This window comes from uncultured Marinococcus sp. (genome assembly GCF_947493875.1).
Classification (GTDB): Bacteria; Bacillota; Bacilli; order Bacillales; family Marinococcaceae; genus Marinococcus.
On record NZ_CANLSU010000002.1, the window covers coordinates 403,122 to 425,696 of the forward strand.

The window sequence follows — 22,575 nt, forward strand, 5'->3', positions numbered from 1 at the left end:
ATACTGTGAAGTTCAGCGGTTCTGCAGGCGGCTTCCGTACCACCGTGCAGAATCTTATCTGCTGTTTAGGTATATAAAAGGTATGCTGCCAGGGAAAGACATCATACTAACAAGAATTTCCGGGGCTCAATTTCTTATTATACATCGTGCTATTCCGGAAGGAAAGTAACAACGCCCAAAGCAGTTCCTCAATCGGAAGAAGCACCTGAAGGAGAGGCGGAAGAGTAATTCCATGCTTCCGGATAAAGCGGCATCCGCTCCGATCGGTAAACTACCCGTCCGTCGCCTTTTTTAATGCCGGAAAGCTCGAGCTCGTACACTACTTCCCCAGTGTCGCCGGCAGTTTCAACGATAGTGGCCTGATAGCTGTCATTCACCTTCTGGTACCCGGAGGTGAGCAGGCGGTTCGTGGTTTCGTACATATAATCAGCATCACCGACCACGTTGGAGAAAAAGTCTTTCCCGCGTTCTTCTCCGTATTTCCACACGGTCTCTGCCGTACCTTCCTCTTCATTGATCCGGTATTGTATGCCCTGACTGTAGTCTCTGCTGATGGATTCATCGCCGCGAGTGACAGTCGTGTTGTTATCAAACAGAAGAACGTCTTTTGTGTCCGGATTGTCATCCTGGTCTGGAAGAATCATCGGGGCATGCTGGGCGCCGGGATATTTTAAATTACCGTTTTCGGGCTCCAGCACTTTTTTGGCCATGTCCGCAGACCAGCCTTCAGGGGCCCCGAGAATCCAGTTAATGTTCATTTCAGGATACGTTAAGCTGAGGACCGCGCTCTGATGGCGGCCGGATATAAGAATGCTCCTGTTTTCCTTGTCGTACCAAATGGCATTCAGATGCATCCAGTCGCCGTCACTTTCGTTCGGGCCGGAATATTCTTCGTACGCTTCAGCAGGGAAGATATCTTTTAAATCGAGCGTTTCCACCGTTTCGCCGGTAGCGCGATCGATTTCCACCATAGTATCCTCTTCATAAGCATTGCTGTTGTCATGCACGGTAACTAACAGATTATTGTTAGGCAGCTCAATGGCATCGTGGTGAATGACGTTAGTGTCCTCGTAATTGGGCAGGTTAACCTTGTACTGGTTCTGAATCTTCCCGAGCATGTCCGTCTCAAACAGATACTCATTGCGTTTATCCTCAGACTGCGATGCCCCGAGCAGCAGATTGCCATTGGAGAGCCGTTTAAACACAAAGCCCCCGGTCCGGGAGGAGTACCAGCGAATATCTCCCTGCTCATCCACTCCATAAGCCTTGGATTTGCCAGGGGTTATGAAAGTAAGACCAGGTTCCATTTCCGCCGGGGAGCTTTCTATTACCTCTCTGTTATGAGCGAAAGCAGGAGTATCGTCAGTTTTCAGGGAAACGGTCTGCTCCTGAACGTTTCCCTGGCGGTCCTCGGCTTCTATGGTAACTTCATTATCTGTGCCGGGATACAGCCCGAGAACAGGGACTTCGTGCTCCTGGTTAAAGGCAGGGTATGTATGCGTAATGTCCTGTGCATCGCCGCGACTGGCCACAGTTACAGTAATACGGCTTGGGTTTTCTGTGCGAAATTTCGTTAAGGCGGTCAACGGAGCTTCGCCGTAGGGGTCCTGGATTACCATGGGATTGTCAAACGTATGGTTTCCGTCAATATATTCCTGCCGCCACTCCTTTTCCATTTTTTCCTGCTCTTCGATTAAACTGGTCTCACTGCTTGTGGTGGAGGCGCTTTGGAAAATGGAAAAAGCAACGGTCTGGGTGGTGTTTTCCGCAATAATGATCCAGCCAACGGCAAGGGCCAGGATCAGAAAAGTCATTAGCTTCAAAAAAATGCCTCCCTGCTTAAAATTATAGGAACTTTCTCACAAGTATAAGCAAAATAAAAGTATTTGCACACAAAAACGTCCGCCAAAAAAAACAAAGGGGAATATTTGAAGAACGGAGGCTAAGGGTCTATAATATAAATGAGCCTCAGATACACAAAGGAGGAAACACTAATGTTAGTATTATCGGATGCAGCAGCACAGCGTGTGCTGGACATGATTGAAGAAGAAGGCGACAGTTCACTATATATGCGTGTAGGCGTAAAGGGCGGCGGATGCACCGGCTTATCCTACGGCATGGGCTTTGATTCCATAGTAGAAGAAACTGACCAGGTGCTTGAAATCAAAGGTGTTCCAATCGTTGTAGACAGTGAGAGTGCTCCTGTTCTTGACGGCGTAAACATCGATTTTAAAGAAAACATGATGGGCGGCGGCTTTACGATCGACAATCCGAACGCCATCGCCTCCTGCGGCTGCGGCGCATCGTTCAAGACCGCAACCAAAGAAGGCACACCGGAGAAATGCTAGAATAATAGTGTTGGAAAAAGCAGCTGTCAGCGTACAGCTGCTTTTTTTATGTTTTACTGGTCACAGACAGGCATAATTTGTAGAATAGGAAGGCAGGAGGGAGAGGGTTATGAAAAAACGAACGATCTTTACAGGAACGCTCGGTATACTGATGCTGACAGGCTGTGGAAGCAGCTTATCAGAAGAAGAACAGCAGTACATAGAAGAAGTGGATGAAAGTGCCACAGAGCTTGAACAGCTGGACACACAGCTTACAGAAGCCGTGAACGCCGTGGAGGAGGAAGAAGAGGGGGCAGCTGGAGAACTGCAAAGCATGCAGGAAGACATCTTCGTCACGGCCTACGATAACGTTGAAGCAATCAGCGTGCCGGAGGGCGAAGACATGCAGGCAGTGTATGACGCGCATGTTTCTTATGCAAACCAATATGTGTTTATTGCTGAAGAGCTAATGAGTACAGAAGACCTGGAGCAGTCGATTGGAGAAAATATCAATCCGGTGCTTGAACAGGCGGAAAAGGAAAAGAATAATTTCGCTGACACTGTGCAGGAAGAGACCGGCGAAGAGATCAGCTTTGAATAGCAAAAAAACGATCCCGGGTACGGATCGTTTTTTTTATTAAAACATATGGGAGCTGTGTCCGGGCTGGACCTTTGCCTTTGGATTAATATAATTCATCGCGTTGTTCACTGCCGTAGGAGCTTCCCCGAAGCCGGTAGCAATTAATTTTACCTTGCCGTCGTAGGAAGTAACGTCTCCTGCTGCGTATACGCCCGGGATGTTTGTTTCCATTTTCGTGTTCACAACAATGGAATTTTTATGAATATCAAGTCCCCACTCTTTAATCGGTCCCAGGGAAGAAACGAAGCCGTAGTTGACGATCAGGGAATCAACGTCGACCACCTGTTCAGCAGTGCCTTTCACTTCTTCAAACACAACCTGCTGAATCCGTTCGCCGTCTCCGAGAACATCCTTGACCTGAAACGGTGTGAGAATATCCACATTCGACTGGTTCAGCTGTTCGACGCTGTGTTCGTGGGCGCGGAATTTATCCCGGCGGTGGGCAAGAGTGACGTCCGCAATCGGATCAAGCATGTTCGCCCAGTCGACAGCCGAGTCGCCGCCGCCGAGAATCGTTACTTTTTCACCGGCAAACGCCTGAAGGTCGTTAACGAAATAGTGAAGGTTGGATTCTTCGTATGGCTCCATGCCGTCGATTTGAAGCTTCCTTGGCTGAAAGGCGCCTACACCGGCAGTGATAATGATAGTGCGGGTGTAATGGACCCCTTTATCCGTGTGAAGCTCGATCAGGTCGTCTTCGTTGCGGATGACATTTTCTACGCTTTGTTCAAGCACTACCTCCGGGTTAAACGGGTTCATCTGTTCAATTAAATTATCCACAAGCTCCTGGGCACGGACCTTTGGAAACCCTGCAACGTCATATATAAACTTTTCCGGATAAAGGGCAGCAAGCTGTCCCCCGAGCTGTGGCATGCTTTCAATAATTTTAACTTTAGCCTGGCGCATCCCTCCGTAAAACGCGGTAAACAAACCGGTGGGGCCGCCGCCAATAATGGTCACATCATATATATCTGACTCTAATACCACTAAGGTACACCTCCAAGAATCTTTTCAAATTTCAATCCATTATAATACTGATTGAGAAAAATAGAAACCAATTGAGAAATTGTTTCAAGAGTTACATTGTAACATAAGCAAAATCAGTGCCAAGGGTATTTCCCTTCCACATTCAGGAAGAAGGGATGAAAAAAGGTGAAAATCGGGAAAAAGGTTGAAATATTATGGCAAAACCCATAATATTAAGTACGGGGTTTGTGTCTATTTTTTTACAAAAAGCAACGCGTTAAAAGCAGAAAACGAAGCGGACTTTTCTTTTTTATTAAGGAAAAGGCGGTTTGATATAGTTGTGTACGTGAAATAAATCACATACATGAGCTGCTTTTGACAAAAATCTAAAAAATGGAAGTGATTGACATGGCAGGAAAAACAAATATTGTTGTTTTAGGCGCTGGCTATGCTGGTCTCGTTTCCGCTTCAAAGCTCGCAAAAGAAGTAGGAACAGACAATGCAAACATTACGCTGGTCAGCAGGCACGATTATCATTACCAGACCACCTGGCTGCATGAGCCGGCTGCAGGAACGCTTCACCATGACCGCACCCGTATTAAAGTCAGTAAAATTCTTGATTTAAATAAAATTAACTTCGTGCAGGACGAAGCTACGAAGGTCGTTACAGAAGAAAAGAAGGTAACGCTTGCTTCTGGCGGTGAACTGCAGTACGACTACATCATAGTAGGTGTTGGGGCTATCTCTGAAACGTTCGGTATCGAAGGCGTTTATGAAAACTCCTACCACCGCTGGACCGTGGACGGCGCCCGCCAGATGAAAGACCGTATTGAATATATGTTTGCCCGCTATCACAGCGACGAAGCAAAAGAAGAAGACCTGACGTTCGTTGTAGCAGGCGCCGGCTTTACCGGTATGGAATTTATGGGCGAGCTGAGTGAGCGCGTGCCTAAGCTTTGCAAAGAGTACGATGTACCGCGCAATAAAGTAAAAATGTACGTTATCGAAGCGATGCCGACAGCGCTTCCAGGCTTTGATCCGGAGCTTGTGGAGTATGCGATGAATTTACTTGAAAACCGCGGAGTGGAATTCAAACTGGATTCACCGATCAAAGCAGTAACGGAAAACAGCGTCGAGCTGAATACTGGGGAATCCGTAAAAACATCGACAGTAATCTGGGCAACTGGTGTCCGCGGCAACCCGCTTATCGAGGAGTCCGGCTTTGAAAACAACCGTGCCCGTGTGAAAGTTGATGATGATCTGCGTGCTCCCGGCCACGAACGCGAATTTATTATTGGTGACTGTTCCCTGATCATCAATACAGAAATCGATCGTCCATTCCCGCCGACAGCTCAAATCGCTCTCCAGCAGGGCGAAACAGCTGCCGATAACATCAAAGCATTGATGGAAGGACGTCCGACAGAAGCATTTGTAGCCGATATCAAAGGTACAGTGGCTTCTCTCGGTGGAAAAGAAGCGATTGGCGTTGTAGGTTCGAAAAAGCTTTACGGCCGTCCCGCCTACTTTATGAAAAAAGTAATCGAAAACCGTGCATTATGGGTTCTCGGCGGCTTTGGCTTCCTGCTTCGCAAAGGACAAAGCCCGTTCTAAAATGATTACAGATTAAACACAGAAGAAGCCTCCGGCATAGTTTGCCGGAGGCTTCTTTCGCGTACAGAAATATACAAACCAGGACAGGTCACACGATAAAAATCGCATGAGCCGCAAACGTTATAGCCACCCCGAAGATAGCGCCGAAGATAACTTCAATCGGCTGGTGGCCGAGCAGCTCCTTCAGCTCCTGGCGTTTTTCGGGCTCCCGTTTTTGCTGCCAGGACCGGGCTTCCGTCACGAGACGGTTGAAGTCGTTAACCAGCTGATTCAATACGGTGGCATGATAGCCCGCGTGCCTCCGGACGCCGGTAGCATCAAACATTACAATAACGCCAAAAACGATGCAGATGGCAAAAAGATTCGAATCAAACCCCTGCTCAATACCGATAGCTGTAGAAAGTGAGGTGACAGCTGCGGAGTGGGAGCTTGGCATGCCGCCGGTGCTTGTGATGAGTGAAGCGTCCCAGGTCTTGGCAGCAATGAAACCAAGGGGTATTTTAATCGCCTGTGCTAATAAGATAGAAGATAATGCCACTAAGAGTGGGAAGTTCTGCAGTAATTCCATTCACGAACGTCCTTTCTGAATTTTGGCAGTTAGTAAGGATAAGGAACAGCCCACATTATGATAAATATAAGTACAGGCAACAATATTTTATCACATGGCATCAGGTTCGTCGTGCCATCGCTCGAAGAAAGCAGAAAAAGATGAACAAACTAAAAAATAGATTCATTCCAGAAAAATCGCTGCTACGGAGGATTTCAGGGCTAAAGCAGGCGTCAGCATGAATTAATGGGGATTAGGTGCTAGTATGTATAGGATGGAAGGGATAAAATATACCTAAACCATTTGCAACAATTATATATGTTAAGTATACTTACACTAACTTATTATAAAAAATTTCCATGCGTACATATTACCGCAGAATGTCAGGTCTGCATCTAACTCAAATCCAGCAAATATTTTTTAAAAATTGAAAAAAATGCAGAAATGGGTGTTTGAAAATTGAAAATATTAAAGTGGCTTGACTTAGGGCTCAAACGCACGGAAGAGGCGGTGCTGTCGCTTGCGATCATTACAATAACGGTGATGGTGGCAGGCAATACCATCAGCAGGAACCTCGGTCTCGGCGGCTGGGCGTTCGCAGAAGAAATCAGCCAGATTGCGATTTATATGGCGACATTTCTCGGGCTCGGCTATGTGGCCAGGCAGGGCAGGCATATCAGTATGACGGCATTATTTGATAATGTACCGTACAAGTTCCGGAAAACGCTGGCGCTTATTATTCCACTCGTTACAGCATTAGTGCTGTTTGCTTTGGCATATTACTCCTACGACTATGTATTGGCCTCGCAGAACAGGGTCACTAACTACCTCCGGATTTCCTATGTTTGGATGGTGGTGTGGGCGCCTATCGGCTTTCTGCTTGGAGGGGTTCAGTTTCTACGGAACTTCTGGGTAAATGTGAAAAATAAAGACGTCTACATCGCAGCAGAGCGAAAAGACTACGATACAGAGCAGGAAGCAAAAGAATCCAACCAACTATAAAATATTCGGAGAATGAGAGGAAACAATTATGCTTTTTACATTACTTGCGATAATGGTCATCTTTTTAGCACTTGGTTTTCCTATGATGGTTCCATTGATCCTGGCTCCGCTGGTGATAGTGCTGTTTTTCTTTGATGCCGTTGATCCGTTCATCATGCTGCAGCAGATGCTTGAGGGAATATCAAGCTATGTACTTCTGGCGGTTCCAATGTTTATCTTTGCAGCAGACATTATGTCACAGGGCCACACGTCAAAGCGGCTTCTTGATTTCATCGGCGCTTTTGTCGGACATCTCCGGGGCGGTTATGCAATTACCACAGCTGCTGCCTGCACCATTTTCGGTTCGATTTCCGGCTCTACCCAGGCTACGGTGGTGGCGATCGGCGGACCGATGAGGCAGCGGCTGTTAAAGGTAGGCTACAAAGACTCCACAGCTATTGCTTTTATCATTAATGCAAGCGACGTGGCGTTATTAATTCCGCCGAGTATAGGAATGATTATGTATTCTTTAATTTCCGGCACTTCCCTTGGGGATATGTTTATAGCGGGCATCGGGCCCGGCCTTCTCGTATTTGCCTTTTTTACTCTTTATGCCTACATACACGCAAAAATTTACAGTATCCCGCTTGCAGCTAAAATTCCCTGGAAAGAGCGCGGGAAAATGACCTTTGATGCAATCCTGCCTCTCTTATTTCCAGTTATTATTATTGGGGGAATTTATTCCGGCCTTTTTACTCCAACAGAAGCAGCGGCAATGGCCGTTGTGTATGCCTTTGTATTGGAAGTTATTATTTACCGTACAGTAAAGCTGAAGCAGATGTTCAGCATCGCCCTGTCTTCAGGACTCGTAACGTCGGCCGTTTTTATGCTCGTAGCCGGCGGCCAGGTGTTTGCATGGGTCATACAGTTTGCCCGTATTCCGCAAATGATTACTGATACCTTTCTCGGAGGGGACCCGGGCGCGATTTATGTTTTAATTATTGTCTCCGTCTTTTTCTTTATCGGCTGTATGTTTGTGGATCCGATTGTAGTGATTCTCATTTTAACCCCAATCTTCTACCCGGCAGCAATCCAGGCAGGAGTGGACCCGGTTCATTTAGGGGTAATTATCACCTTCCAGGCAGCGCTCGGTTCAGCTACGCCGCCATTTGGCGTCGATATATTCACAGCAAGTGCGGTATTTAATCGATCGTATCTCGATACAATCCGTGGGACACCACCATTTATTGTAATGATGCTCGTAATTGCCGTGCTGCTTATCTCGTTTGAGCCTATTTCAACGTTTTTACTTCCTGACAATTAACAGGAGGCTGGATGAGGAAGGAGGCTGCGAATGGCCGCCTCTCCGACAGCCCGATCATTCGTGTTACTACTTATAAGGGGGAATTATACATGAAAAAGAGAAAGCTTGGTTTGTTGACAGGGACAACTCTTTCTGCGGCAGCAGTACTGGCTGCCTGCGGCGGTGGCAGTGATGAAAGCAGCGGTGGCGGCGATGGGGAAGAAACATATGAATGGACCTTTGTAACAGAGGAAAACGAAGGTCAGGTGCAGTATGAATATGCACAGGAATTTGCGAGCCGGATGGATGAAAAAACAGACGGCCAGGTGGCGATCGAGCCGGTGGAGTTCGGCGGCCTCGGCAGTGAAGTGGACCAGGTGGAGCAGCTCCAGCAGGGCGCAGTCGAAATGGCCGTTGTTTCTCCAGGCTTTACCGGAACAATGGTAGAGGAAGGCCAGGTTTTCTCGCTGCAGTTTTTGCTTCCAAATGCTCAGGAAGACGTACAGCAGGTGTTGAATGAAAGTGAGGCGTTAAATGATACCCTGGCTGCCAGATACGAAGAAGAAGATATCATGCCACTTTCCTTCTGGAGTGAAGGGGCGATGCAGTGGACTGGAAACAAAGCGATTGAGTCTCCGGATGATTTCGACGGTTTTCAAATGAGAACCCAGAACTCGCCGCTGCTTCAGCAGACATACCGGGAATACGGGGCGGATCCTCAGGTGATGAGTGCAGGAGAGCTTTACACTGCGCTTGACAACGGTACGGTAGACGGTCAGGAAAATCCGCTGTTCTTTATCGAAGCTTCATCCTATGACGAGGTGCAGAGTCATTTAATGATTTCCAATCAAAACTCTTACGTAGCGATGACTACAGTGAATCCGCAGTTCTATAACGAGCTTCCGGATGATCTGAAAGAAACCTTCGATGAGACTGTAACAGAGATGCAGGACTGGGTGTATGACGAGCAGGTCGAGCAGAATGAACAGGCCCGTGAGACGATGACCAGTGAATCTGATATTGAACAGGTGGAACTGAATGAAGACCAGCGCGCGGAATTCCGGGAAGTAACTATGCCAATGCGTGATTACTATGTAGAGGAAGTCGGCGGTGACGCTGAAGAAATTCTGACGACTCTTGAAGACGAAATTGAAGAAATTACCGGCGAAACAGTAGAATAGTAAATTTGTAAAACCCCGGCTGAAAGATGCCGGGGTTTTTTTGGACGCAATTGTTTAATTTGGAATTATGAGCGGGAAACGATACAATAGACAGAAGAAAATAATAAAGGGGTGAACGTAACGATATGGCAAAAGTAGAAAGCTTTGAACTCGATCATACGAAAGTAGTTGCTCCGTACGTGCGTCAGGCAGGAGTCCAGAAGGTTGGAAGCGACGGTATCGTCACTAAATTTGATATTCGTTTCTGCCAGCCAAACGAGGATAACCTTGAACCACCGACGATTCATACAATGGAGCATTTACTTGCCTTAAATATTCGTGAATATGCAGAAGACTACGACCATTTTGAAGTCATTGACCTTTCACCGATGGGTTGTCAGACAGGCTTTTATCTGATTATGAACGGGGAGCCGGCGGTAAGTGAGATCATCGATATTCTTGAGAAAACGATGAAGGACGGGGTAGAAGTTACCGAAGTACCTGCAGCAACTGAACTGCAGTGCGGCCAGGCGAAGCTTCATGATCTTGATGGCGCCAAGCAGGTATTCCGCAGCTGGCTCAACCAGGATAAAGCCTCACTCGAACGTGTATTTGAAGCATAATTTTTAAAGCATCCTTCCGGCTGGGCCGGGAGGATGCTTTTAGTTTTGGTCCCTGTAAGTTGAAGCCCAGTATGTAAAAAAGCTTCCGGGCAGCCCGGAAGCTTTAAGTGTTTATGAAGAATGAGTCGGCTGCGGAAGCTCCTGGGCTTCCTGGATGATTTTTTCCAGATCGTAGTCAGTGCTGTCCCTGGTGTCGGCACCAAGTACCTTATTCATCAAATTAATGGCTTCTTCATTGGCATCCATACTGTTTGATGCGGTGCAGTCCTGCGGAACCATTAATTTATACCCGCGCATATAAGCATCGTTTACTGTAAAGTGGACGCACATATTACCGGCAACACCGGCGAATATAATTGTCGTAACCCCCAGGTAGTTCAGCAGTAATTCCAATGGAGTGGCAAAAAAGCCGGAAAACTGAGGCTTGAGTATATAATAGTCATCGTCATCGGGAAGGATTTTTTCTACTACCGGTTTGCCCGGTACGCCGTCACGTCTGCAGTATTCTACGAGATCAGGGAAATTACTCTGCCAGCGTCCGTAATTATCGTTCACATAAATAACAGGGATATCCTTTTCTTTCGCCTGCTTTTTTAAGTTTTTAACATTTTCAGCTGCATCAAGGGCATGTGGTAGTAACTCGTCACTGTCCTTAAAATCTAAATCATTTATCATATCCAGAACTACAAAAGCCACACTGGACTGTTGGTTTACATGGGGTTTTTCTGATGCCATATTATCGCCTCCATTTTTACTGATTCCTTTTTTGAATAAATTTTAAAAGGGTTTTTTTGTAATCAACAGCCATTAAAGCAGCGATTCAATTTGAAAATTTCCGTGGAAAGCTTGATAATGTTTTATATACCATCCAAAAAATATTATAAAAAAGAAGGACATGTCGTTTGGTGTCCTCTCTTAGTGTACAATAGTACACAGGAGATGTAATTTTGAAGAGAGAGAAAGGGGCTGCCATTCTTGAATGAAAAAGAATTGGAGATTCTGCACTTATTGGAGCAGAACGCCAGAATGGATATTAAAACAATTGCCAAGCTAATAGATCAAACAGAAGAAGAAGTAGAAATGATGCTGAAAAAATTAGAAGAAAACAAAGTAATTGTCACATACGCTACTGTGGTGGACTGGAGCAAGGTCAACAACCATGACGGTGTGACGGCGATGATTGATGTAAAAGTCACTCCACAGCGGGGAGTCGGTTTTGATGAAGTAGCGGAACGAATACATCGTTTTCCGGAGGTCAAAGCTTTGTATTTGGTATCTGGGACGTATGACCTTCAGGTGGTCATCGAAGGAAAAACGATGTCTGAAATTGCTTCGTTTGTTTCTGGTAAACTATCGGCGCTTGATTCGGTTATTTCCACGACGACGCATTTCCGCCTGAAAACATACAAACACGACGGAGTGGTATTTGGCGATGATGATGATGATCACAGAATGATGGTCTCGCCATGAATACTTCCTCCACACAGCAGCACAGACTGTCACAAACCGTGCAGCAGTTGAAGCCTTCAGGCATACGCCGGTTTTTTGATTTAGCGTCTACGATGGATAACGTCATTTCCCTCGGGGTGGGGGAGCCGGATTTTGTCACTCCGTGGAATGTAAGGGAAGCGAGCATTGTATCAATGGAGAGGGGCTTTACCTCCTATACGGCTAACGCCGGATTGATTGAGCTTCGGAGGGCGGTTTCATATTATCTCGAGAACTCCTTTGGCGTCTCGTATCATCCGGAATCGGATATTGTGATCACTGTGGGAGCAAGTGAAGGCATTGATGCAGCTTTTCGGGCGATTATTAATCCGGGGGATGAAGTTATTGTCGCAGAGCCCTGCTTTGTCTCCTACGCGCCGATTATTACTATGGCCGGAGGAGTGCCCGTACCGCTTGAAACAACAAAAAAACATGACTTTAAAGTCAATGCAGAAGACCTTGAAGCCCTTATCACTTCAAAAACGAAAGCAGTGCTTCTTTCTTACCCGAACAATCCGACCGGAGCCCATATGTCAAAAGAAGAGCTTGAGCCAGTCGTAAAGGTCATTAAGGACTATGACCTGCTGGCTGTATCGGATGAAATTTATGCAGAACTCAGCTACGATTATGAGCATGCAAGCCTGCCGGCATTTCCGGGCATGCTTGAGCGTACAATTCTGATCTCCGGCTTTTCAAAAGCCTTTGCAATGACAGGGTGGAGGGTAGGCTATGTGTGCGGACCGAAAGATATTATGGCTGCAGTACTCAAAATTCACCAGTATACGATGATGTGCGCGTCTACCTCCGCCCAGTTTGGAGCGCTCGAAGCGTTGAAAAACGGGCGTGCAGATGTTGAGAAAATGGTGGCAAGCTATAGACAGCGCCGCAACTATTTAGTGAAGACATTTGCGGAGATGGGGCTCGAATGCCATACGCCGCTCGGCGCGTTCTATGCGTTTCCTTCGATTGAAAAGCTTGGCATGGATGCCGAAGCATTTGCCGAGACGTTTCTCACAGAGGAGCAGGTGGCTGTGGTTCCGGGAACGGTCTTTGGCGCAGGGGGAGAAGGGCATGTCCGCTGCTCGTATGCTACTTCGCTGGAGTCGCTTGTAGAGGCGATGGATCGGTTCAAACGCTTCATGGACCGGCACGGATAAAAGAGCACGGACCGGCAGGTTTTCTCTGCCGGTTTTTTCATGTAGAGTTATAGTATGCTGACTTCAGTTTAAAACATAAACATAAGGGAAAATGATACAGGGATTTACATACGTATTTTGATTCGTATAGAGAGGATGAATTTATTGAAAAATGCTATTCGACGCATGCTGCCGAAAAAAATCCGGCAGATGATGAGCATGTCTTACCGCCAGCAGTGGTATGAAATACGCTCGAGCTTGTGGGTGCTTCCGGCTATCTACATCATGCTCGCGGCCGTACTTTCCGTGGTGGCCTACTGGGCAGAGTTTGGCCTTCAGCCGGCGTTCAACTCGCTGCCGGTATTTTCAACGGAATACAGCCTGGCGCAGACGATGTACAGCACGATGCTCTCCGGCGTACTCACCTTGAACGCTTTCACTTTTAACTCGATTCTTGTCGTGCTTACGAGCTTCTCGGGCCAGTTTACCCCGAGAGTGCTTTTTAACTTTATTGCTGACCGAAAAACCCAGCACTCGATCGGGATCTTTAATTTATGTTTCTTTTTCCTGTTGTTTGTGTTTTTCTTTCTTGATTCAAGCATGAGTGAATATGTAATTTTTCCTATCTCCGGTGTGGTTATGACTTCTATTTCTGTCATTAATTTTATTTTGTTTATCAACCACGCAACGAGATGGATGCAGGTATCAAGTATTACGAACTCCATGAAAGAAGAATCGCAGCTGCGTATTTTAAATACGCTCGTGTACGATCTCGAGCCGTACCGCCCGCAGGATCCCAACCGGGTCTTCCGGGAAAAAACACACGGCGAAGCCCACGTAGTGGCCAGTGAACGGACCGGCTTCCTGCAGGTGGTGGATTTCGGTAAGCTGATACGCGAAGCCAAAAAAGATGGGATTGTTATTCAGATGGAGCGTCGCGTTGGCGACTTCGTGATGGAAGGAATTACGCTATTTAAATACTGGAAAACGGACAGCAGCGCGGACATGGCGATCAATGAACAGAAATTCCGCCAGTTTTTGTATTTGGGACACAGCAAAACGGAAGTGCAGGACCTGGAATTCGGCATCCGGAAATTAACCGAAATTGCGATCAAGTCGATCGGAAACGATGAGCCGATGACCGCCCAGGATGCTATTTACCAGTTAACGGACCTGCTGTTTTCGATTTCCAAGGTGACAAAATTCACTCCGTATTTAACGGATGAAGACGAAACGCTGCGCCTGATTATGCAGAATGAGGAATTCTCCTTTTATGTATACTCCGCCTTCAGCCATATTGCCTCATATTCTGAAAATGACCCTGTTGTTACCAACAGTCTGCTTGAGGCACTGGTCATTTTATCAAAAGCGTTAAACACAAAGGATAAAAACTGCTGCTGGCATTACGGGAAAGTTATTGCCCGCGGGTTTACCGGCCAGTTTAAATACGATTATGACCAGCTGAAATTCGTGAACAATATTGAAGCTCTTTCGGAGAACTCGGAGGACAAGGAATCGTTTCAAAGCTTTGTCCGCGATTTCATTGATCGCGGTGTTATTCAGGAAAAGCATATCCCGGAACGCCAGTATAAAGGTTAAAAAAAGCAGCCCGCGGGCTGCTTTTTTTAGGATCCTGTGAATAAACCGATAAGAGAGTTAATGAATACGATGATAATTGCTACAGGAGCGATGTAGCGAATGATGGTAAACCATAGGAGGAATACCCCATTTCCCATCACGGAGCCCCTCATTACTTCATCACGCAGGTCTGCTTTCTTAATTTTTAATGGAAGAAACAGAGATACGATTAGTGCTCCGAGAGGAAGCAGGAAGTTACTTGTCAGAATATCAATGGAATCAAAGAAGGTGTTGCCAAAAATAAGCCAGTCAGAGAGCAGCCCGTACGACAGGTTCGACGGTATACCAAGAATGAAAATCAGAATACCGACGACCCAGGCAGTACGTCCGCGGCTGTCCGGACGTTTGTAAGACACGGAGGAAACGATAATCTCAAGCAGTGAAAATGCCGAGGTTAACGTGGCAAATACAAGCAGGAGCATAAACAGCGTAAAGAACAGCGAACCAAGTGCAAGCTGCTCAAATACTGCCGGCAGTACAATGAAAATCAGATTCGGGCCGGCGTCTGGCGGAATATCAAAAGCGAACACTCCCGGGAAAATGGCAAGTCCGGAAAGCATCGAAATAATAATCGTTAATACGACGATAGAAAACGCTGAGTTGATCAGGCTTTTTTCCTTCGGAAGGTAGGAACTGTATGTAGCCATTACAGAGTTACCGAGGCTGAGCGAGAAAAACGCCTGGCCGAGCGCGAATAGAATTGTGGTGCCTGTGACTGCACTGAAGTCCGGCTGCAAAAAGAAAGCAATTCCCTCGCCGGCTCCTTCAAGGGTAAGCGAACGGATGACAATTACAATAAATAGAATAAACAGGGCAGGCATCATCCAGTTGGTCGTCCGTTCGATGCCTTTGCGCACACCGCCCTGCACGACAAGAATCGTAATCAGCATAAAGGCAAGATGGGCGATGCCTACTTCCCACGGATTGGAAATAATCGAGCCAAACAGAGCTCCGTAATCCGTCCCTTCACTTGCAAGACCTCCAAGGCTCCGGACGAAGTAAATAATAATCCATCCTCCGACAACGGAATAAAAAGATAAAATTAAAATAGCACAAATCATGCCCATGATACCGTTGAAAAACCAGGGAGTATTCGGCGCAATCGTTTTATAGGCGGGGACCGGCGGCTTCTGGGTGCGGCGCCCCACTACAAATTCTGCTATTAATAAAGCGGTTCCGAGAATGAGCGTAAAAGCAACAAAGATCAGAAAAAAAGCCCCGCCGCCGCTGGTTCCTGCGACATACGGCAGACGCCAGACAGCGCCCAGACCAATGGCAGATCCGGCTGCTGCTAATACGAACCCAAGCCTCGTCCCCCACTGTTCACGTGGTTGGCTCATAGTAGGTTCCTCCTTAAAATTAATTTATTCCTTTAAAGTACCGAACATACGGGACTTTTGTCAAGAACAGGCCTTGAGTTTATCGATTGCCGAATTCCGAAATTAATGCTATAATTTGAAAGTTAATAAAAAGTTATAGGAGTTGTTTGAATGTCAGTACAGCAATATGAAGTAGGCGCAATCGTCGAGGGGAAAGTAACGGGGATTAAACCATTCGGCGCGTTCGTTGCGCTCGACGGAAATAAACAAGGATTGGTTCACATTTCTGAAATTGCCCACGGCTACGTGAAGGATATTAACGAAGCACTGTCAGTAGGCGATGAAGTTAAAGTGAAAATCAAATCCGTCGATCAGGAATCAGGAAAGATTTCTCTTTCTATCCGGGATACTCTTCCGGCACCGGAAAAAAGCGAAAGCCGTCCGCAGAGCCAGGCACCGCGTCAAAGCAAAAGCAGCGGCCGTCCAGCCCAGCAGAGCAATAACGACACCCAGGGATTTAATACTCTTGAAGATAAATTAAAAGACTGGCTGAAGCAATCCAATGAAATTCAGGCAGATCTGAATAAGCGGGTACGGAAATAATCATTCCCGTTTTTAGAACCGTCGCTTTCGAGCGGCGGTTTTTTTATACAGCGGGAACGGGTACAGGTACTTGAAGAACGTTTTGCGGGCGCTTCGGTTTTTCTTTATAATAGAGAAGGGCTATAGAGACGGAGAAAAGATAAAACATATTTAAGGGAGGCAGTAATAGCATGGCAAAGCAAATTGAAGTGAACAGCAAAAATATTTCTCAGGAAATATCAGAGCATGAGATCGAGCAGCTGCAGCCAATGGTGGAAACGGCCCATCGCATGATTCACGAAAAAACCGGTGCCGGTTCAGAATATCTCGGGTGGGTAGATCTTCCGGATACATACGACAAGGAGGAATTTTCGCGCATCCAGCAGGCAGCGGAAAAAATCAAAAAGGATTCGGACGTGTTGATTGTAATCGGTATCGGGGGTTCCTATCTCGGAGCCAAAGCGGCCATCGACAGCTTGAGCCATTCGTTTCGCAACCAGCTCGACGGCTCTAAACGGAACGGCCCGGAAATTTATTTCGCTGGTCACCAGATCAGTCAGCGCTACATGCATGACCTGCTTGAAATGGTGGAGGGCAAGGACGTATCAGTGAACGTCATTTCAAAATCCGGAACTACAACAGAACCGGCTCTTGCGTTCCGGGTGTTCCGGGACTGGCTCGAGAACAAATACGGGGCAGAGGAAGCGGCTTCAAGGATTTACGCTACGACAGACAAAAGCAAGGGTGCTTTAAAAACGCTGGCTGATGAAAAGGGCTATGAAACATTCGTCGTGCCAGATGACGTCGGAGGCCGTTATTCCGTTCTTACAGCTGTTGGCCTTCTGCCGATTGCAGCGGCAGGCCTGGACGTGGAAAAAATGATGGACGGGGCAGCTGCTGCCATGGAGGCAGGAAAGCTGCAGAGCGTAAAAGAAAACTCAGCCTACCGTTACGCTGCTATCCGTTACGCTGCGTATCAGAAGGGGAAAGCCATTGAACTGCTGGTGAACTATGAGCCGCACATGCACTTTGTATCTGAATGGTGGAAGCAGCTGTACGGGGAAAGCGAAGGCAAAGATGGCAAAGGGCTGTTCCCGGCTGCAGTCGATTTCTCCACAGATTTACATTCAATGGGGCAATATATCCAGGAAGGCCGGCGTCATCTGCTCGAAACAGTGCTTCATATTCAGGATGCGGGGAGCACTCTGGAATTGAAAAACACCGAGGATGACCTGGACGGCTTAAATTATCTTTCCGGTGAAACGATGGGCTTTGTCAACGAGAAGGCGTTTGAAGGAACGCTTCTCGCGCATACGGACGGAGGCGTACCAAATATTATTATTGATATTCCCGAATGGAACGAATATTACTTTGGATACCTCGTTTATTTCTTTGAAAAGGCATGCGCCGTGAGTGGCTATATGCTCGGCGTCAATCCATTTGATCAGCCGGGCGTGGAAGCTTATAAAAAGAACATGTTTGCACTTCTTGGCAAACCAGGATTTGAAGAGCGCCAGACAGCGCTTGAAACGCGCCTGAATGAAGAGTAAGCAGAAAAGCAGCCTGCCGATAGGCAGGCTGGGTTTTTACCGGATCTGCACAAAAACGTGAAAAAAGGACTTGTCAGACAGAGGCAGACAAGGTACAATGTTTTTTGTCGGCTGATATTTTACCGGCAAAAACATGGGGCCTTAGCTCAGCCGGGAGAGCGCTTGAGACTAAAGCACTACCATTGCTTTAAATCCGAGCATGAAGTTTGGTTTAATCAAATAAATAAACCAATTATCAACACTTCCATTTCGCTTTTTAGTGAATAATTACTCAAAAATTAAATTCTAATTAGGGCTTTGTCTCCTAGATGGAAAAACATCTACTAAAAACAATATTTTCACAAGAATTTTATGTTTGTATCTGCCCTAATTAGTATTTAAATATTATGTCCTTGTTTTTTAATTAGCATTTAAAAACTTGTGGCATTAGCTCAAGGGGCTATAGTTCAGAGGGAGAACGCTTGACTGGCAGTCAAGAGGTCGTGGGTTCGAATCCCACTAGCTCCACCATATTAAATTATAATTATTACTCAAGTCTTTTATGAGAGGCTTGAGTTTTTTATTTTAATGATTGATATTATTACCTTTTGTTTATTTTTAATTTCTTTTTCCCTCTATTAGCACCTCTTCTATAAATTTTGGCAAAACAAGGAAGCTAGTAGCATTTCTAATATTATCTAAGTTAGTTTGAAATTATCATATTCTTCATATTTAAAGTCTTGATCCAATTTTACATCTGCAAAAGTTTTTATTCTGTTATTATCTTCTACAGCCTTTCTTCGACCACTCAATTGAGAATTTTGATTTATGCTGTTTACCAACATTTTAAATTGGCTTTCATTAAAGTAATCTAAATAAGGGCTTATATATTGGTTGAACCTATAATCTGCTGCATCAAAATTTTGGCTTTTAGAAAATAAATATATTAAGAAGTCAAGAAAATCATTAAAACTATCATACTCAGAGGCTTTATAATGTAAAAACTCTATATCTTCTTTTTCCAATTCTTTATTATAGCCAAAATGGTCTTCTATAATCTTATCTTGAATACTTTTGAGATGTATTATATAAGATGAAGCTAAGAAAGTGGTTCTTACATAAAAAGATAAATCATTATTTGTTTCGGCTTTGATTAACTCTTGAGCATGTTGTTGTAAACGAGGATATATATTGTAAAGAGAACAAATCTTAATAGTGTAGCTTAACAATTCTTTTGACTCAGAAATACTACTAAAGCTTTTACTCTCAGACGATATATAATCTAACAGATGCTGTTTTTCCTTTTTTAGCATAATCTGTATAACTCTAAAGTTCACTTCCCTATTTTCATTGCATTCTTCGTTTCTTAATTTAAAAACAAATTTCCATAAGTTCTTGAAAAGGAGTCTAAAAAGTTGAGGTCCGATTAATTGAAAATATTTATTGTCGATATATCTTTCTAATGCTTCGTCTTTAACCAATATATCCTTTACTTTCGAAATATCCATAACAAAATTTTGTGTAAGCTCATTCGATAGGATAGACGGTTTAATAAGAACTCCTTCAAGCATATTTCTCATATGTGCTTTCACTTGATCTTTATTGGGATTATACAATAAGTCGACTTCTGTAAGTACAGGATGAGCGCACAAATGTCTTTGATGTTTTAAATGATCTATATTTTCTTTATCATGAATTTCAAGTAGATTAGTTTTTTGCTCGACACTTTCTACGAGTTTTGTCTCCCATTCCGGTGACCTTGCATGTTTAACCATCATATCTTGTATTTCCGTTAAAATTGCTATTGCTTTCTCATCTGCGTATAATTCTTTAAGTTCTTTTAATTTGTAGACTAAGTCACTAATTACTATCGTATAAAGCATAACAGTAGCCGATCTATAGCTTTTGTTCACGTAAGACTGGTAAACTTCTTGAAAGTATTTTTTAGTATTAGAATGATATATTCTCTCATACAAATCATCTATCGATAAATTACTCATAAAATTTCCTTTCTACCAACTATATTTATTTTCTTTCAAAATAAAAAATCAATCTAACCATATTTTCAAATCAGCATTAAAATTACTATTTTGTTTTAAGTTGGCATGAGCTATAGTTTTCCCTACAGGAGTTAGCACAGAATATGTTGCAAGAGTAGAACTCCATAATTCATCTAATCGAGTGAAGTCTGTATATTTTTTTTTGATTGTTTGATAGAAAGTGGATTCATCCATGTTGTTAGATTCAAAAAAAGCATTTAGCTCATTTGACGTTTGTTTAGAAACTCCAAGTTTAGTGAATTTTTCTTCTAATTCTTGTTTATTTAATGCATTTATTTGGTATCGAGCATCGTCGTTGAGACATTTAACAAATAATTCTTTTTTTTGCTCATTTGTTAAAGATTTTGTTTTTGAACTAAATTCGCTTAATTCAATACCGTTTTGAAAGAAGCCTCGGAATTTTGAGCTAAATACTTTATAAAGACTTACAGACGCTCCTCCTACTATTATACAATTAGCATATTGCAAATGGAGAAAATGATTTTCTGTAGGGATTTCTAATGGCAAAAAGGCGTCAATATATTCACTGAATAGTTTTGATAACATTTCTTTAGAAGTAATTGTCTTAAAAGTAATTTGATTAATTACAAACATAATTGTTAGTAAATCGATTTGTCTTTTATCAATTTTAGGCAACACTGTAATAGCTTCGTTAAGCGAAATTTGTTTTAAATTTCGACTGTCAGTTTTTGTTCTATCGACTAATAATTCTACTAATAAATCGCCTAAATCTTTATCCCCTGATCTAGCGTATGCCATTTGAATATTATATAAGTTATATTGAACGTCTGGATTTTGTATTTGATTTAAAGCTTTAATGTCTTCTTTTTTCAATTCATTTAAATAAGTTTCAACAATTTCTACGGCTCTATTTTTAGCTGTTTCATTTGCAGTTTCGCTTAATCTATAGAAATTATCTTCAAAAACATCTAAGGCAATATCTTTGGCATCTTTGTAGGATAATCCAGTATACTCTAATCTTTCTGCTTGAATATTAGTTGAATTGTCTCCGCTTTTTTGGTTGTATTTATCATTACTAAACAATTATTTGCGCCCCTTATATTTTTTCACTTTGATATTTTCGCCTTGAATATTGGTTGAATTATCCCCTGATATTTGATTGAAACTTTTTCCTCTTTTTTTGTTAGGATATAATAACGTTATAATTCCACTTATAATAAATAGACCAATTCCACTAAAAATCCAATTACTATTTTCTATTATCCAATTAATATTTTTACCCTCCTAACGCCTTATAATGTTAAGTCATGTTATAATTTATTCTACCTATGACTATATAAACCAATAATAACATTTAAATCCATGTTCTTATTAACAGAGTTTTAAAATAATTAACACATTAATCTTGAGTAAAGTTTTCCTCTTTTCCTAGTTGTTTGATTATTTAAATTATTAAAAATTTAATAAAAAAGTTGATCACATTTAATTTTTTAAGTAGTAATAATTGGTTCATTCTTAAGAAAAATTTTTAAAATATTTAAATTATGAAAGAGGTAGTTATCTATGGAAAAAGTGGTATACATTTTGGGGGCTGGGTTTTCAGCCCCGCTCAACCTGCCTGTAATGTCAAATTTTATTATTAAAGCAAAAGATATGTATTTTGAAGATAAAGAGAAGTACAGCCATTTTGAAAGCATATTTGAATTGTTGGATGATATGAGCAAAATTAAAAACTTTTTTCAGGCTGATTTATATAATATTGAAGAAATATTATCAATATTAGAAATGAATGATTATCTTAACGGAGAAAGCAATTCAGACAAATTCAGAAAGTTTATTAAGGACGTTATTGTTTATTACACTCCCAAAGATGATATTAGTTCGGAAATGAAATTAGTAGCTAATTGGGAGCAATTTATATTAGGCAATAGTAGCTTCACACCATTGTATAGGCATTTTGTTGCAAATTTATTTAATTTAGAAGTCGAAAAGCAAGAGAAAAACTTTTTTTGGAAAGCATCTAATTCTAATAGCACTGAGTATTCTATAGTCACGCTTAACTATGATAGAGTTATAGAAAATGTAATAGACTATATAGAAGAACGTTATGAAACTGTAAACGATCTAAATTCATTAATCAATGGTTCTAGCGAGAAGCTTTCAAAACTCCACGGATGTGTTAGTGATAACAGCATTATTCCTCCGACTTGGAATAAAAATACTAACCACGGGTTAAAAGATACTTGGCAAGTAGCTTGGAGAAATATTAAAGACGCAAATCATATTCGTTTTATTGGATACTCTCTACCCGTCTCTGATTCATACATTAAATATTTTTTGAAATCTGCTATGTCAAAATCTGAACACTTGAAATCAATAGATGTTATTACTTTAGATAATTCAAAAGAAAAGGAGATAGAGCAAAGGTATAAAGAATTTATAGATTTCAATTATTTTAGATTCAAGAATGGTAATATTATTGATTATCTTAAAGACCTCAAAGAATCGGGCGAATATAAGTTTGAAAAAAATAAATTAAATTTTAATCATTTGGAAAGAGTTCATAGTGTTTTTATGAATATGTAAAATACAAATCATCCAATAAACTTAACTTTTTTACTGTATTAATATATTCTTTCTTTTAAATAATACAGGTATAAAAGAAAAAATAATAGTTATTTTAAAATAGTATTTATTGATAGTT

Annotated in this window: 20 protein-coding genes and 1 tRNA gene; 14 read left to right on the top strand and 7 right to left on the bottom strand. The window is 43.1% G+C overall.

Features of this window, described 5'->3' with window-relative positions; translation table 11 throughout:
• Window positions 1–188: 188 nt before the first annotated feature.
• Window positions 189–1,814 (bottom strand): aryl-sulfate sulfotransferase, encoded by a 1,626-nt coding sequence (locus Q0757_RS04925; protein ID WP_298785398.1) that lies wholly within the window; start codon window positions 1,812–1,814, stop codon window positions 189–191.
• Between the two features lie 180 nt (window positions 1,815–1,994).
• Between Q0757_RS04925 and Q0757_RS04930 the strand changes: the two genes are divergently transcribed.
• Together Q0757_RS04930 and Q0757_RS04935 are read left to right on the top strand one after the other, a co-directional pair.
• Window positions 1,995–2,348, top strand: a complete 354-nt coding sequence (locus Q0757_RS04930; RefSeq protein WP_022794136.1) for an iron-sulfur cluster assembly accessory protein — start codon at window positions 1,995–1,997, stop codon at window positions 2,346–2,348.
• 109 nt (window positions 2,349–2,457) lie between these two features.
• Window positions 2,458–2,928, top strand: a complete 471-nt coding sequence (locus Q0757_RS04935) for a hypothetical protein (protein ID WP_298785247.1) — start codon at window positions 2,458–2,460, stop codon at window positions 2,926–2,928.
• Window positions 2,929–2,964: 36 nt separating this feature from the next.
• Here Q0757_RS04935 and Q0757_RS04940 read toward each other — a convergent pair whose 3' ends face one another.
• Window positions 2,965–3,954 carry an NAD(P)/FAD-dependent oxidoreductase gene (locus tag Q0757_RS04940; protein WP_298785248.1) on the bottom strand — a complete coding sequence of 330 codons (990 nt, stop codon included), beginning with the start codon at window positions 3,952–3,954 and terminating at the stop codon, window positions 2,965–2,967.
• A gap of 372 nt (window positions 3,955–4,326) precedes the next feature.
• Here Q0757_RS04940 and Q0757_RS04945 point away from each other — a divergent pair, with 372 nt between their 5' ends.
• Window positions 4,327–5,544 (top strand): NAD(P)/FAD-dependent oxidoreductase, encoded by a 1,218-nt coding sequence (locus Q0757_RS04945; RefSeq protein WP_298785249.1) that lies wholly within the window; start codon window positions 4,327–4,329, stop codon window positions 5,542–5,544.
• A gap of 88 nt (window positions 5,545–5,632) precedes the next feature.
• On the opposite strand, the gene Q0757_RS04950 is transcribed toward Q0757_RS04945, so the two are convergent.
• Window positions 5,633–6,112: a divergent PAP2 family protein gene (locus Q0757_RS04950; protein ID WP_298785250.1), complete on the bottom strand. Its 480-nt coding sequence runs from the start codon at window positions 6,110–6,112 to the stop codon at window positions 5,633–5,635.
• Window positions 6,113–6,550: 438 nt separating this feature from the next.
• On the opposite strand from Q0757_RS04950, the gene Q0757_RS04955 reads away from it, so the two are divergent.
• The 4 genes from Q0757_RS04955 to Q0757_RS04970 all read left to right on the top strand — a co-directional run bounded on the left by Q0757_RS04955 (window position 6,551) and on the right by Q0757_RS04970 (window position 10,158).
• A complete protein-coding gene (locus Q0757_RS04955; RefSeq protein ID WP_298785251.1) occupies window positions 6,551–7,093 on the top strand; it encodes a TRAP transporter small permease in 543 nt (180 codons plus the stop codon).
• Between the two features lie 28 nt (window positions 7,094–7,121).
• Window positions 7,122–8,396 (top strand): TRAP transporter large permease, encoded by a 1,275-nt coding sequence (locus Q0757_RS04960; protein ID WP_298785252.1) that lies wholly within the window; start codon window positions 7,122–7,124, stop codon window positions 8,394–8,396.
• An 89-nt stretch (window positions 8,397–8,485) separates the two neighbouring features.
• Window positions 8,486–9,556, top strand: coding sequence for a TRAP transporter substrate-binding protein DctP (dctP, locus tag Q0757_RS04965; RefSeq protein WP_298785253.1), 1,071 nt, complete (start codon window positions 8,486–8,488; stop codon window positions 9,554–9,556).
• A 125-nt stretch (window positions 9,557–9,681) separates the two neighbouring features.
• Window positions 9,682–10,158: an S-ribosylhomocysteine lyase gene (locus Q0757_RS04970; RefSeq protein WP_298785255.1), complete on the top strand. Its 477-nt coding sequence runs from the start codon at window positions 9,682–9,684 to the stop codon at window positions 10,156–10,158.
• A gap of 111 nt (window positions 10,159–10,269) precedes the next feature.
• Here Q0757_RS04970 and Q0757_RS04975 read toward each other — a convergent pair whose 3' ends face one another.
• Window positions 10,270–10,893 (bottom strand): isochorismatase family cysteine hydrolase, encoded by a 624-nt coding sequence (locus Q0757_RS04975; protein ID WP_298785256.1) that lies wholly within the window; start codon window positions 10,891–10,893, stop codon window positions 10,270–10,272.
• Between the two features lie 240 nt (window positions 10,894–11,133).
• On the opposite strand from Q0757_RS04975, the gene Q0757_RS04980 reads away from it, so the two are divergent.
• The 3 genes from Q0757_RS04980 to Q0757_RS04990 all read left to right on the top strand — a co-directional run bounded on the left by Q0757_RS04980 (window position 11,134) and on the right by Q0757_RS04990 (window position 14,381).
• Entirely contained in the window at window positions 11,134–11,628 is a 495-nt protein-coding gene (locus Q0757_RS04980) for an Lrp/AsnC family transcriptional regulator (RefSeq protein WP_298785257.1), read from the top strand.
• A complete protein-coding gene (locus Q0757_RS04985; protein WP_298785258.1) occupies window positions 11,625–12,803 on the top strand; it encodes an aminotransferase in 1,179 nt (392 codons plus the stop codon). The genes Q0757_RS04980 and Q0757_RS04985 overlap by 4 nt, the downstream gene beginning before the upstream one ends.
• 144 nt (window positions 12,804–12,947) lie before the next feature.
• Complete coding sequence (locus tag Q0757_RS04990; RefSeq protein WP_298785259.1) at window positions 12,948–14,381, top strand: DUF2254 domain-containing protein; 1,434 nt, start codon at window positions 12,948–12,950, stop codon at window positions 14,379–14,381.
• Between the two features lie 26 nt (window positions 14,382–14,407).
• Here Q0757_RS04990 and Q0757_RS04995 read toward each other — a convergent pair whose 3' ends face one another.
• Complete coding sequence (locus Q0757_RS04995; protein WP_298785260.1) at window positions 14,408–15,760, bottom strand: sodium-dependent transporter; 1,353 nt, start codon at window positions 15,758–15,760, stop codon at window positions 14,408–14,410.
• 150 nt (window positions 15,761–15,910) lie between these two features.
• Here Q0757_RS04995 and yugI point away from each other — a divergent pair, with 150 nt between their 5' ends.
• From yugI to Q0757_RS05010, 3 genes are all read left to right on the top strand, one after another.
• Window positions 15,911–16,342, top strand: coding sequence for a S1 domain-containing post-transcriptional regulator GSP13 (yugI, locus tag Q0757_RS05000; protein WP_079475578.1), 432 nt, complete (start codon window positions 15,911–15,913; stop codon window positions 16,340–16,342).
• Between the two features lie 170 nt (window positions 16,343–16,512).
• A complete protein-coding gene (locus Q0757_RS05005) occupies window positions 16,513–17,871 on the top strand; it encodes a glucose-6-phosphate isomerase (protein WP_298785261.1) in 1,359 nt (452 codons plus the stop codon).
• 435 nt (window positions 17,872–18,306) lie between these two features.
• Window positions 18,307–18,381: transfer RNA gene (locus tag Q0757_RS05010), tRNA-Ala, on the top strand.
• Window positions 18,382–18,548: 167 nt separating this feature from the next.
• Here the strand turns inward: Q0757_RS05010 and Q0757_RS05015 are convergent.
• Together Q0757_RS05015 and Q0757_RS05020 are read right to left on the bottom strand one after the other, a co-directional pair.
• Window positions 18,549–19,850, bottom strand: a complete 1,302-nt coding sequence (locus Q0757_RS05015) for a hypothetical protein (protein WP_298785262.1) — start codon at window positions 19,848–19,850, stop codon at window positions 18,549–18,551.
• 48 nt (window positions 19,851–19,898) lie between these two features.
• Complete coding sequence (locus Q0757_RS05020) at window positions 19,899–20,954, bottom strand: LPO_1073/Vpar_1526 family protein (RefSeq protein WP_298785263.1); 1,056 nt, start codon at window positions 20,952–20,954, stop codon at window positions 19,899–19,901.
• A gap of 480 nt (window positions 20,955–21,434) precedes the next feature.
• Here Q0757_RS05020 and Q0757_RS05025 point away from each other — a divergent pair, with 480 nt between their 5' ends.
• Window positions 21,435–22,457 carry an SIR2 family protein gene (locus tag Q0757_RS05025; protein ID WP_298785264.1) on the top strand — a complete coding sequence of 341 codons (1,023 nt, stop codon included), beginning with the start codon at window positions 21,435–21,437 and terminating at the stop codon, window positions 22,455–22,457.
• Window positions 22,458–22,575 lie beyond the last annotated feature (118 nt).